3 protein-coding genes and 3 pseudogenes are annotated in these 13147 nt (G+C 75.3%); 1 reads left to right on the forward strand and 5 read right to left on the reverse strand.

Annotated features, from left to right (window positions below):
- Nucleotides 1-57 precede the first annotated feature (57 nt).
- The 4 genes and pseudogenes from OG500_RS38130 to OG500_RS07490 all read right to left on the reverse strand — a co-directional run.
- Nucleotides 58-4173, reverse strand: a pseudogene (locus tag OG500_RS38130) (acyltransferase domain-containing protein); the annotation flags it as partial.
- Nucleotides 4153-5697: pseudogene (locus tag OG500_RS38135) on the reverse strand (polyketide synthase); the annotation flags it as partial. The pseudogenes OG500_RS38130 and OG500_RS38135, both read right to left, overlap by 21 nt.
- Before the next feature lie 145 nt (nucleotides 5698-5842).
- Complete coding sequence (locus OG500_RS07485) at nucleotides 5843-7039, reverse strand: cytochrome P450 (RefSeq protein WP_329577961.1); 1197 nt, start codon at nucleotides 7037-7039, stop codon at nucleotides 5843-5845.
- Entirely contained in the window at nucleotides 7036-8091 is a 1056-nt protein-coding gene (locus tag OG500_RS07490; protein WP_327065612.1) for a cytochrome P450, read from the reverse strand. Before OG500_RS07490 ends, OG500_RS07485 begins: the two co-directional genes overlap by 4 nt.
- A gap of 623 nt (nucleotides 8092-8714) precedes the next feature.
- Between OG500_RS07490 and OG500_RS07495 the strand changes: the two genes are divergently transcribed.
- Nucleotides 8715-9305 (forward strand): hypothetical protein, encoded by a 591-nt coding sequence (locus OG500_RS07495; RefSeq protein ID WP_442907009.1) that lies wholly within the window; start codon nucleotides 8715-8717, stop codon nucleotides 9303-9305.
- A 243-nt stretch (nucleotides 9306-9548) separates the two neighbouring features.
- On the opposite strand, the pseudogene OG500_RS07500 reads toward OG500_RS07495, so the two are convergent.
- A pseudogene (locus OG500_RS07500) lies at nucleotides 9549-13058 on the reverse strand (type I polyketide synthase); the annotation flags it as partial.
- Nucleotides 13059-13147 lie beyond the last annotated feature (89 nt).

The raw sequence follows: 13147 nt of genomic DNA on the forward strand, positions 1-13147 counted from the left end.
GACGCCCTTGGTGTGCAGGGTGGCCAGCGCGGCCAGGAAGCGGCGCAGGCCGCCCTGGTCGCGACGGAGCGTGCCGGTGACGACGGCGTCGGCCCCGGCCTGCTCCGCGATCGCCGCCACCACCGGGGTGAGCACCGGGTGCGGGCCGATCTCCACGAAGACCTGGTGGCCCTCGTGCACCAGCAGCGCGGTGGCGTCGGCGAAGCAGACGGTGTCGCGCAGGTTGCGGTACCAGTACGCCGCGTCCAGGGTGGCGGTGTCCACCGGGCCGACGGTGACGCTGGAGTAGAACGGGAGCTCGGTGGACCGGGGCCGCAGCCCGGCGAGTTCGTCGAACAGGGGCTCGCGCAGCACCTCCACCGCGGGGCAGTGCGAGGCGAAGGCGGCCGGAATGCGCCGGGCCTTGACCCCCTCCGCGGTGAGTTCGGCGATCAGCTCGTCCAGGGCGGTCTCCTCGCCGGAGACGGCGACCGAGCCGGGGCCGTTGACCACCGACAGCCACAGCCGCCCGGCCCAGCGCTCCAGCCTGGGCCGCAGCTCCTCGGCGGACAGGGCCACGCTCGCCATCCCGCCGTCGGTCAGGTGCGCGACGGCGAGCCGGCTGCGCACCACGCTCACCCGGGCCGCGTCCGCCAGCGAGAGCGCGCCGGCCACGCAGGCGGCGGCGATCTCGCCCTGCGAGTGGCCGACCACCGCGGCCGGCTCGACCCCGTAGGAGCGCCAGAGCGCGGCCAGCGAGACCGCGATGGAGAACAGCACGGGCTGGACGACCTCGGTGTCGGTCAGCGGCGGGGTGCCGGGCCGGGCGTGCAGCACGTCGAACAGGTCCCAGTCGACCAGCGGGCGCAGCGCCTGCGCGCACTCGGTCATCCGCGCCCGGAACACCGGTGCGTCCGCCAGGAGTTCGACGGCCATGCCCTGCCACTGGCCGCCCTGGCCGGAGAAGACGAAGACCGTGCCGGAGCGGGGCCTGGCCTCGCCGGTCACCACGTGATCCGGGGTCCGGCCCGCGGCGAGCGCGGTCAGCCCGGCGAGCAACTGGTCGCGGTCGGCGGCGATCACGGCGGCGCGCCGCTCCAGCGCGGTGCGCGCGGTGGCGAGGGTGCGGGCCAGGTCGGGGAGGGGGACGGACTCCCGGTGGCCGGGCTCCTCGAGGTGGCCGAGCAGCCGGTCGGCCTGGGCGCGCAGCGCGTCGTCGGTGTGGCCGGAGAGCACGAAGGGGCGCGGGCCCGGCGCGTCGTCGTGGCTCGCCGGGGCGGGCGCGAGCGGGGCGGGCGCGGGCGGGGCAGGCGCGGGCGGGGCGGGCGCGGGCGGGGCCTCCTCGATGATGACGTGCGCGTTGGTGCCGCTGATGCCGAAGGAGGAGACGCCGGCCCGGCGCGGCCGGTCGCCCGCCGGCCAGGGGCGCGCCTCGGTGAGCAGCTCGGCCGGTCCGCGCGCCCAGTCCACCTGCGGGCTCGGCGCGTCCACGTGCAGGGTGCGCGGCAGCAGGTGGGCCCGCAGCGCGGTGACCATCTTGATCACGCCCGCGACACCGGCCGCGGCCTGGGTGTGGCCGATGTTGGACTTCAGCGAGCCGATCAGCAGCGGCGCCCGACGCCCGGCGCCGTAGGCGTCCAGCAGTGCGGCGGCCTCGATCGGGTCGCCGAGGGCGGTGCCCGTGCCGTGCGCCTCCACCGCGTCCACCTCGGACGGTTCGAGGGCGGCGTCGGCCAGCGCCTGGCGGATCAGCTCGCGCTGCGCGGTGCCGCTCGGCGCGGTGAGGCCGTTGGAGGCGCCGTCGGAGTTGACGGCGCTGCCGCGGACCACCGCGAGCACCGGGTGGCCGTGCCGCCGGGCGTCGGAGAGCCGCTCGACCAGGAGCATCGCGACGCCCTCGGCCAGCCCCGTGCCGTCCGCCGCCGCGGCGAACGCCTTGCAGCGGCCGTCGGCGGCCAGGCCCCGCTGCCGGGAGAACTCGATGAAGATCTCGGGGGTCGACAGCACGGTGACCCCGCCGGCCAGCGCCATGGCGCACTCGCCGCCGCGCACCGCGCGCACCGCGAGGTGCAGGGCCACCAGCGAGGAGGAGCAGGCGGTGTCCATCGCGACGGTGGGGCCGTTCAGGCCGAAGGTGTAGGAGATCCGGCCGGCGTTGACGCTCGCCGAGTTGCCGGTGAGCAGGAACCCTTCGACGCCGTCGGCGGGTTCGTTCCACCGGGGGCCGTAGCGCTGGTCCATCACGCCGACGAAGACGCCGGTGCGGCTGCCGCGCAGGGTCGCGGTGTCGATCCCGGCGCGCTCGAACACCTCCCAGGAGGCCTCCAGGAGCAGGCGCTGCTGCGGGTCCATGGCCAGCGCCTCGCGCGGCGAGATGCCGAACAGCGCGGCGTCGAAATCGGCGGCGTCGGCGAGGAACCCGCCCTTGTCGGTGGTGGAGCGGCCGAGCTGCTCGGGGTCGGGGTCGTGCAGCCGTGCCACGTCCCAGCCGCGGTCGGCGGGGAAGTCGCCGATGGCGTCGCCGCCGTCGGCCAGCAGCTGCCACAGGTCCTCCGGGGAGCGGACCTCGCCGGGCAGCCGGCAGCTCATCGCGACGATGACGACCGGGTCCTCGGCATCGGCGGGCCGCTCCCCGGCGCGGTGCTCACAAGGCGCGGGGTGCCCGGCCGCGCCGCCGGTCAGCTCGGCGACCAGACGGGCCGCCAGTTCCCGGGCGGTGGGGTGGTCGTAGAGCAGCCCAGCGGGCACCGGCAGGCCGGTGGCGGCAGCAAGCCGCCCGGCGGTCTCGGTCGCCGCGGCGGAGTCCACCCCGAGGTCGCGGAAGATGCGGTCGACGGGCACGGCGGCGGGGCCGTCGTGGCCCAGCGCGGCGGCGACGGCGGAGCGCACCAGGTGCTCGGCCAGCCGCCGGCCCTCCGCCACCGGGAGGCCGGCCAGGCGCCCGGCGAAGCCGGTCACCGGCGGCTGGGCAGCGGCCGCGTCGACGGGGTCGGCGGGGTCGGGGGCAGGCAGGGCCAGGGGCTCGGCCGGCTGCCCGGTCAGCCAGTACGGGCGCCGCTGGAAGGCGTACCCCGGCAGCGGCACGGTGACCGCGCCGCTGCCCGCCCACACGGCCGCCCAGTCGACCTCGACCCCGTGGCTCCAGGCCGCGCCCAGCGCCGCGCGGAACCGCGCCGGGCCGCCCTCGTCGCGCCGCAGCGTGGCCAGCGCCACCGCCTGGTGCCCGCTCAGTTGGGCCGTCTGCTGCAGCGGGACGGTCAGCACCGGGCGGGCGCTCACCTCGATGAAGGCGTCGATCCCGTCGGCCAGCGCGGCGGCGCTCGCCTGCTGGAACAGCACGGGCTCGCGCAGATTGCGGTACCAGTACCCGGCGTCCAGCCCGGCCGTGTCGTGCAGCGCGCCGGTCAGCGCCGAGTAGAACGGCAACGTCCCCGCCCGGGGCGACAGTTCGCCGAGCCCCTCGGCCAGCGCCGCGTCCAGCGGCTCCACCAGCGGCGAGTGCGAGGCGTAGCCGACCGGGATCCGCCGGGCGTCCACGCCCTCGGCCGTCAGCGCCTCGACCAGCTCGGTCACCGCGTCGGTCAGGCCGGAGACCACCACCGTGCCGGGGCCGTTGACCACCGACAGCCACAGCCGCCCGGCCCAGCGGGCCAGCCGCGGGCTCAGCTGCTCGGCGGACATCGGCACCGAGGCCATCGCGCCGTCGGTGCGCAGTTCGGCGATCAGCCGGCTGCGCACGGCCACCACCTTGGCCGCCTCCTCCAGCGAGAGCGCGCCGGCCACGTGGGCGGCGGCGATCTCGCCCTGCGAATGGCCGATCACCGCGACGGGTTCGACGCCGTGCGCGCGCCACAGCGCGGCCAGCGACACCATCACGGCGAACAGCACCGGCTGGACGACCTCGACCCGTTCGAGGTCGGGCGCGCCGGGCTCGCCGCGCAGCACCGCGAGCACGTCGAAGTCCGTCCAGGGCGCGAGGGCCCGCGCGCAGCGCTCCATCGCGGAACGGAAGTCCGGGGCGGTGTCGAGCAGGTCCACGGCCATCCCCGGCCACTGGCTGCCCTGGCCCGGGAAGACGAAGGCGACGCGCCGCGGCGCGGGCGCCGTAGCGGTGAGCACGGCGGCGCTCTGCTCGCCGGCCGCCAGCGCGTCCAGCCCGGCGAGCAGACCCGCCGGGTCCGCCGCGGCGATCACCGCCCGGTGCTCGAAGGCGGTGCGGGTGGTGGCCAGGCTCAGGCCGAGGTCGCCGGTGCGCAGCTGCTCCTGGGCGCGGACGTGGGCGGCCAGCCGGGCTGCCTGGGCGGCCAGGGCCTCGGCGGTACGGCCGGACACGAGCCACGGTCCGCCGGCGGGCGCCGGGGCGGTCGGCGCTGCGGAGAGCGGCGCGGTGGCAGCCGGTGTTGCGGCGGCAGGCGCGGTGGCGGCCGGCACTGGGGGGGCCGGCGTTGCGGCGGCAGGCGCGGTGGCGGCCGGTGTTGCGGCGGCGAGGACCAGGTGGCAGTTGGTCCCGCCCAGTCCGAAGGCGCTCACCGCGGCCGTGCGGCGGCCTTCGCCGGTCCACGGCTCGGCGCGGGTGACCACCCGCAGGTTCAGCTCGTCGAGCGGGATCGCCGGGCTGGGGGTGGCGAAGTTGAGGGCGGCGGGCCGCACCGCGTGCTCCACGCTGAGCACGGCCTTGATGAACCCCGTGATGCCGGCCGCGCCTTCGAGGTGGCCAAGGTTGGTCTTGACCGAGCCGACCGGCAGCGGCCTCGCCCGTCTGCCGTACACCGCACCGAGCGCCGCCGCCTCCGTCCGGTCGCCGACGGCCGTGCCGGTGCCGTGCAGCTCGACGTAGCCCACGGCCTCGGGGTCGGTCCCGGCCGCGGTCAGCGCCGCGCGCACCACCTCCTGCTGCGCCTGCGCGCTGGGCGCCGTCAGATGGGCGCCGCCGCCGTCGTTGTTGACGGCGCTGCCCAGGATCACCGCCCGCACCGGGTCGCCCTCGGCCAGCGCGTCGGCCAGCGGCTTGAGCACCACGACGCCGCCGCCCTCGCCGCGCACGAAGCCGTTGGCGCGGGCGTCGAAGGTGTAGCAGACGCCGTCCGGCGAGAGGCCGCCGAACGCCTCGGCCCGGGCCGCCGACTCCACGGCGAGGTTCAGCTGCACCCCGCCGGCCAGCGCGACCCGCGACTCGCCGCGCCGCAGGCTCTCGCAGGCCAGGTGCACCGCGACCAGCGACGAGGACTGCCCCGAGTCGACGGTCAGGCTCGGGCCGCGCAGGCCGAGCGCGTAGGAGACCCGGTTGGCGATCATGGCGCGCTGCACCCCGGCCATCGCGTGGCCGCTCACCGCGCCGGCGCGGGCGGCGAGCAGCGCGGCGTAGTCGTCGGCGATCGCGCCGATCAGCACGCCGGTCCGGCCGCCGCGCAGGGCGGCCGGGGTGATCCGGGCGTCCTCCAGCGCCTCCCAGGCGAGTTCGAGCGCGAGGCGCTGCTGCGGGTCCAGCACGGCCGCCGCGTTGGGCGCGATGCCGAAGAAGTCGGCGTCGAACCCGGCGACGTCGGCCAGGAAGCCGCCCCGGCGGGCGCCCGCGGGCACCTCCCCGGTGCCGGTGCGATGGGCGGCGCCGAGCCGGTCGGCCGGGATCGGCCCGACCGCGCCGCGGCCCTCGGCGAGCAGCTGCCAGAAGGCCTCGGCCGTGGCCGCGCCCGGCAGCCGACAGGACAGGCCGATCACGGCGACGGGCTGGGCGGTGGGGCTCGATCCGGCGTCAGACACGCGTAGTCACACCTCGCTTGGCACTGTTCGCTGCTGGGAACTCGCTTGCTGGGAACTCAACTCCGGGGACGGACTGCCGGGCGCTGCCGGGAGTCGGGCCCGGTCACCAGGTGACCGGCAGGCCGTGCACGCCGTAGACGAACATGTCGTCCTGGAAGCCGACGTCGGCCTGCGGGACGGCGAGCGCCAGCTCCGGCAGCCGCCGCACCAGGGTGCCCATCGCCACCTGGAGCTCCAGCCGGGCCAGCCCCTGGCCGATGCAGTGGTGCACGCCGTGGCCGAGGGTCAGGTGCCCGCGCGCCTCGCGGCGCACGTCGAACCGGTCCGGCTCGGCGAAGACCGACGGGTCGCGGTTGGCCGCGGGCAGCAGCAGGATGACGCCCTCGCCCGCCCGCACCGTCGTGCCGCCCACCTCCAGGTCGGTGGTGGCCGCACGGCCGATCCCCCACTGGGTGATGGTGTGGAAGCGCAGCATCTCCTCCACCGCGCCGTCCAGCAGCGCGGGTTCGGCGGCCAGCGCCGTCCACTGCGACCGGTCGAGCAGCAGCGACAGGGTGCTCAGGCCGATCACGTTGGCCGAGGTGTCCAGCCCGCCGGCCAGCAACAGCAGCGCGAAGGCCACCAGTTCACCGTGGCTCAGCTCGCCGGTGCGGACCCGCTCGACCACCAGGCGGCCGATCAGATCGTCCGTCGGCTCCGCGGACTTGCGGGCGACCAGGGCGTCCATGTAGCCGAACAGCGCCTCGTTGGCCTCCTGGTGGGCCGCGGGCGGCACGTCGCGGCGGTGCAGCGTCTCCGTCCAGCCCAGGAAGAGCCGCTGGTCGGCGGCCGGGACCCCGAGCAGCTCGCAGATCACCACCGCGGCGACCGGCCGGGCGAAGGCGGTGACCAGGTCGGCCGGGGCGGGGCCGGCCAGCAGCTCCTCCAGCGCGCCGTCCACGATCGCCTGCACCTTGGGGCGCAGCGCCTGCATCCGGCGGGTGGTGAACTCGCCCGTCAGCATGGCCCGCAGACGGGTGTGCTCGGGCGGATCCAGCGCGATGAACGCCCCCGGCAGGATCAGCGGCGGCACGAAGAGCTTCGGGTAGCCGGCCGCGGTCATGTCGGAGCTGAACCGCACGTCCGCGAGGACCCTGCGGACGTCCTCGTGGCGGGTGACCAGCCAGACCGGGTCGCCGACCGGCGGGCGCACCCTGACCAGCCCCTGCCCCTCCTGCCACCGGCCGTACTGCGGCGCGAGGTCCATCGGACACCCGGCCGGGCGCGCCTGCGGGAACGTGGACTCCACCTCGGCGCTCACCAGGTGACCGGCAGTTCGCGCGGGCTGTACACCATGGAGCCGTCGCGGAACGGCAGTTCGGTCACCGGGGTGACCAGCCGCAGGCCGGGGAGCCGGCTGAAGAGGGTGCCGATGGCGACCTGCAGCTCGACCCGGGCCAGGAACTTGCCGACGCAGTTGTGGATGCCGTGCCCGAAGGTCATCGGGTCCACCCCCTCCCGGCCGACGTCGAGGGTGTCGGGATCCGGATAGGCGTCCGCGTCCCGGGCCGCGGAGGGGGTCAGCAGGACCACGCCCTCACCGGCCCGGATCAGCTGCCCGCGCAGCTCGACGTCCTCGGCCGCGACCCGGCCGATGCCGTACTGCAGCACGTTCTGATGGCGCAGCAGTTCCTCGACCGCGCCGGGCACCAACGACGGGTCGGCGACGAGGCGCTCGGCCTGCGCCGGGTTCTCCAGCAGCGCGAGCACGCTGAGCGAGATCGAGCTGGCGGTGGTGTCGAAGCCGGCCGAGAGCAGCATCAGGCCGATCACGACGACCTCCTGCTGCGTCAGTTCGCCGTTGCGGATCTCGTTGCCGGCCAGCTGCCCGAGCAGGTCGTCGGTGGGCTCGGCCTCCTTGGCCGCCACCAACTCGTACATGTAGGCGAAGAGGTCGGTCAGCGCCTGGGCCAACTCCTCGGGCGCGCCCTCGCGTTCGATCAGCGCGAGGATCCAGCCGCCGAACTTGTCCCGGTCCGGGTAGGGCACCCCGAGGAACTCGCAGATCACCATGGCCGGCAGCGGCGAGGCGAAGCGGGCGACCAGGTCGGCCGCCGGCGGCCCCGCGAGCAGGTCGTCGAGGAGCCCGTCCACCATCTCCTGGATCCGCGGCCGCAGCCGCTCCGCGGCCCGGCTGGTGAACCAGGACGCCACCGTTCTGCGGTAGCGGGTGTGGTCCGGCGGGTCCATCGCGACGAAGGCGCCCGGCTGGCGCTCCCCCGGCACGAAGAAGCGCGGATACCCGGGCTGCGTCATGTCCGAGCTGAAGCGCGGATCGCCGAGAATCGACCGGATGTCGTCGTGCCGGGTCACGAGCCAGGCCTGGTCGCCGGTCGGAACGGTGACCCGGACGACCGAGGAACCCTCCCGCAGCGCCCGGTATCCGTCCGGCGGATCCAGCGGGCAGCCCGCCGCGCGGTCGAATGGGAAAACAACCGGTTCAGTTCGGGGAGATGTCACTACAGGCCTTTCCCAGCGGTCGGCACACGACAATCCGCCGCGCATACACGTAAGGAAATGGAAAGCAGGTGAACTCGCCAGGAAAGCCAGTTCGTCCGCCTCGGCGGAAGCGGCCGCCGGAACCATCCGGAATTCGCCGCTCCAACATGCTGCAACCAGGCCAACTCGGCTGTCAACCATGCATCAGCCCCTGGTCACAGCACGAAGAGGGCGTCACCGCCCGGCCGGAAATGAAACGTGACCTACGTCATGTCAGCCTGTTTCGGTCCCCCCGAAAGGTTGTGGAACCCATTGAACCGAACGCCATCAGCATACGTTCCCCTCCCCCCGACGACCACTGTGTACCGATGAACCGGCCACTGGCCGAAATGCGTTGTCCGAATTTCGGCCACACCGGAAACCCATGAACCGCCTCCCGGCGCAGTACGTTCCCCCCGCCCCTCGGCCCCCGGCGAGGCCGGGCGACAATGGGCCCCATGGACGACGCGTTCACCCTCCTCCGGCGGGCCGCCGGCCTCCTGCCCGAGGACGCCGCGGCGGAGAACGGCTGGACGGTCGCGGACGCCCGCGCCGAACTCGGGCTCCAGGAGTGGGAGCTGGCGCTCGACCTGCTCGTCGACATCGCGGACGTCCATCCGGTGCCCGTCGACTTCTGGGAGACGCTCGCCGAGGCCGCCCGGCAGATGATGTCGGAGCGCACGCGCCGCTGGTGCGAGTGGCGGGACTGGGAGCGCCGGAACGGCACCATCCGCGCGACCCTGACCCTGCTGCCCGCCGACGAGAGCAGACGCGGACGCCGCACCGCCTTCGCGGGCGACGGTCGGCTCAGGCCCCTGTGGGACATCGGCACCCGCACCGCGGACGGCCGGTCGGCGTTGAACGTCGCGCGGCTCTGGGTGGAGTCCGCGCCGCAGCTCGGCCCCGGTGGGACGGCCGACGTGCGGCTGGCTCCCCTGACGCCCGAGCAGTGGCGGCACCTGACGCCCGGTGACGTGATCACCCTGCACGAGGCCCGGCCCGTCGGCGGCCGTGCCGAGATCATCGAGGTCCGGCCGCCGCAGGGCTGAGGGCGGGGCGGGGCCCGCCCCCGCTGCCGTGCCCGTCCGGCGGCCAGGGCCTGTCCGGTTGTCCGCCGTTCGGCGGAAGGTGGGAAGGCGGGAAGGCGGGGAGGCGGGGAGGCAGCCGACGGGCCGTCAGCTCAGCGCCTCTCATGGGCTAATGATCTCGTCCGATGTCCGGCAGACGGGCGGAGCGATCCACCCGCCTGCCGGAGTCCCCCCCCCGGTTGGCTCAGCACCAACGCACGCTTCCTAGCCGAGGCTGTCGTCGATGAAGGCGAACAACTCCTCGTCCGAGGCGGTGTCGAGGCCCTCGATCTCCGCCAGGTCGGCCTCGGCCGCCGTGGCCTCCGCGGCGGGCTGCTGGGACTCGCCCAGGCGGGCGGCCAGGGCGTTGAGGCGCATCTGGAGCCGGGCCCGGGTGACGCCGTCGGGGGTGCTGGCGGCCAGCGCGGCCTCCAGGCGATCGAGTTCCCCGGTCACCGAGCCGCCCGAGCCCGCGCTGTCGGGGAACAGCTCCAGGTGCAGGTGGGTGGCGAGCAGGGCCGGGGTGGGCTGGTCGAAGACGAGCGAGGCGGGCAGCGACAGGCCCGTCTGGTCGGCCAGGCCGTCGCGCAGCAGCACCGCCATCAGCGAGTCCACGCCGAGGTCCCGGAAGGCCTGCCCCGGTTCGATCTCCTCCGGTCCCGCGTAGCCGAGGATGAACGCCGCCTCGGTCCGGACCAGGGCGAGCAGCGCGTTCTGCCGCTCGAACCCGGCCATCCCCGCCAGGCGGACGGTCAGCGGAGCATCGGCGGGCTCCGCCGCTGCCACGGCTGCCACGGTCTCCGGGGCGGTGCCACGCGAGGTGTCCGCCGCCGTGGCGGGCGCCGCCGGGAGCCGGTCCTGGCTCCGCGCCCGGAGCCAGGACGACATGGCGGGCAGTGCCGCGCTGAGCGGCAGGTCACCGGCCAGGCCCAGGGTGCTGAGCAGCCCGTCCAGGTCCTCGCGCCGCACGGCGGACCAGAACCGCTCGTCCACGGCGTCGGCCGGCACCGTCGACTCGTCCTCGGCCGCCGCCGGCCAGAAGCGGCGGCGCTGGAAGGCGTAGGTGGGCAGATCGAGCCGGCCGGAGCCGGTCCCCCCGAAGAAGGCCGCCCAGTCGACGGCGACGCCGTGGGCGTGCGCCTGGGCCAGTGCGCCGATCGCCGTCCGGGCCTCGGGGCGGTCACGGCGCAGCGCCGGGGCGAACAGCGCGGCCGTGCCGACGCAGTCCCGCCCGAGGGCGCTGAGGATGCCGTCCGGGCCCAGCTCGACGAAGGTGCGCACGCCCTCGCGTTCCAGCGTCTCGACGGCGTCGGCGAACCGGACCGTCTCGCGGGCGTGGCGCACCCAGTAGTCGGGGGTGGTCAGGTCGGCGCGCTGGTCGAGCGTCGAGACGATCGGGAGGGTGGGGGCGTGGAAGGTCACCCGCTCGGCGATCGCGCGGAACTCGGCGAGCATCGGCTCCATCAGGGGCGAGTGGAACGCGTGGCTGACGGTCAGGCGCCTGGTCCGGCAGCCCTCGGCGGCCAGCCTCTCGGCCACCGCCAGGACGGCCGCCTCGGCACCGGAAATCACCACCGACGAAGGCCCGTTGACAGCGGCGATGCCCGCCTCCGGGTGGTCGGCGAGCAGCGGCAGCACCTCGTCCTCGGCCGCCTCGACGGCCACCATCGCACCACCGGCAGGCAGTTGCTGCATCAGCCGGCCACGGGCGGCGACCAGCTGCGCGGCGTCGGCCAGCGAGAGGACGCCCGCGACGTGCGCGGCGGCCAGTTCGCCGATCGAGTGCCCGGCCAGGAAGTCCGGTCGCAGGCCCCAGGATTCGACAAGCCGGAACAGCGCCACCTCGAGGGCGAAGAGCGCGGGCTGGGTGTACGCCGTCCGGTCGAGCAGTGCGTCGGCCTCGGCGAGCGGGGTCTCCAGGTGCCGGTCCAGCTCGACCCGGACCGCGTCGTAGGCCTCGGCGAACACCGGGAAGGCGGCGTGGAGTTCGGCCCCCATGCCGGGGCGCTGGCTGCCCTGGCCGGTGAAGAGGAAGGCGAGCCGGCCCTCGACCGCGGTGCCCTTGAGCACCGGTGCGGCGGGCACCCCGAGGGCCAGCGCATCGAGCCCGGCGCGGAGTTCGTCCTGGTCGGCGGCCACGATCGCCGCCCGGCGGTCCAGCGCCGCCCGGGTGGTCGCCAGGGCCTGCGCGACCTCGGGCACGGTGACGTCCGGCTCGGCGTCCAGCCAGTCGCGCAGGCGGTCCGCCTGGTCGCGCAGGGCGGCGTCGTTCTTGCCGGAGAGCACCACCGGGAGCACGGGGGACGCCGAGGCAGTGACGGCGAGCGCGGCCGGTGCCTCACCGGCCGGCGCCTCCCCGGCGGGGGCCTGCCCGGCGGGGGCCTGCTCGACGGGGGCCTGCTCCAGCACGGTGTGGGCGTTGGTGCCGCTGATGCCGAAGGACGAGACCGCGGCCCGGCGCGGGCGGCCGGTCTGCGGCCAGGGCCGGTTCTCCGCCAGCAGCTCGACGGCACCGGCCGACCAGTCGACGTGCGGGGTCGGCTCGTCCACGTGCAGGGTGCGCGGCAGCACGCCGTGCCGCATCGCCATCACCATCTTGATCACGCCCGCGACGCCCGCCGCCGCCTGGGTGTGGCCGATGTTCGACTTCACCGAGCCGAGCCACACCGGCCGGTCCTCGGGCCGGCCCCGGCCGTAGGTGGCCAGCAGCGCCTGCGCCTCGATCGGATCGCCCAGCCGGGTGCCGGTGCCGTGGCCCTCGACCACGTCGACCTGGTCGGGCGTCAGCCGGGCATTGGCCAGCGCCTGGCGGATCACCCGCTGCTGGGACGGCCCGTTGGGGGCGGTCAGGCCGTTGCTCGCGCCGTCCTGGTTGACCGCGCTGCCCTGCACCACGGCCAGCACCCGGTGCCCGTTGCGGCGGGCCTCGGAGAGCCGCTCGACCAGCAGCAGGCCCACGCCCTCGGCCATGTTGGTGCCGTCGGCCGCACCGGCGAAGGACTTGCAGCGGCCGTCGGCGGCCAGCCCGCGCTGGCGGCTGAACTCGATGATGGTGCCCGGGTTCGGCATCACGGTGATGCCGCCGGCCAGGGCCAGCGAGCACTCGCCGGTGCGCAGCGCCTGCACGGCGAGGTGCAGCGAGACCAGCGAGGCCGAGCAGGCGGTGTCGACGGTGACCGCCGGACCCTCGAGACCGAAGGTGTAGGAGAGCCGCCCGGACATCACGCTCGCGGTGTTGCCGGTGCCCAGGTGGCCCTCGAAGTTCTCGGCCGAGCGCATCAGCACCGGGACGTAGTCCTGCCCGTTGGTGCCGACGAAGACGCCGGTGCGGCTGCCGCGCAGGGTCGCCGGGTCGATGCCCGCCCGCTCGAACAGCTCCCAGGAGGTCTCGAGCAGCAAGCGCTGCTGCGGGTCCATCGACAGCGCCTCGCGCGGCGTGATGCCGAACAGGGCGGCGTCGAACTCGTCCACGGCGGACAGGAAGCCGCCCTCCTTGGTGTAGGAGGCGCCCTGCGCGTCCGGGTCCGGGTCGTAGAGCCCGTCGAGGTCCCAGTCGCGGTCGGTCGGGAAGCCGGAGATCGCGTCACCGCCGCTCTCGACGAGCCGCCAGAGCTGCTCCGGGCTCTGCACACCGCCCGGGAACCGGCAGCTCATCGCGACGATCGCGATCGGCTCGCGGGCCTTCTCGTCGAGGTCGCGCAGCTGGGTGTGGGCCTCGTCGAGGTCCTTCAGCACGCGCTTGAGGTATTCGCGGAGCTTGTCTTCATTGGCCATCGGAGCGCTGCCCATCCGGTTCGTCGGGGTAGGGGGTGACGGGGTTGCGG

The sequence above is a fragment of the Kitasatospora sp. NBC_01250 genome (assembly GCF_036226465.1).
Classification (GTDB): Bacteria; Actinomycetota; Actinomycetes; order Streptomycetales; family Streptomycetaceae; genus Kitasatospora.

Excerpts from the sequence above, each read along its gene's own strand:
- OG500_RS07495 (WP_442907009.1), top strand. The coding sequence starts at position 8,715 with ATGGACGACGCGTTCACCCTCCTCCGGCGGGCCGCCGGCCTCCTGCCC.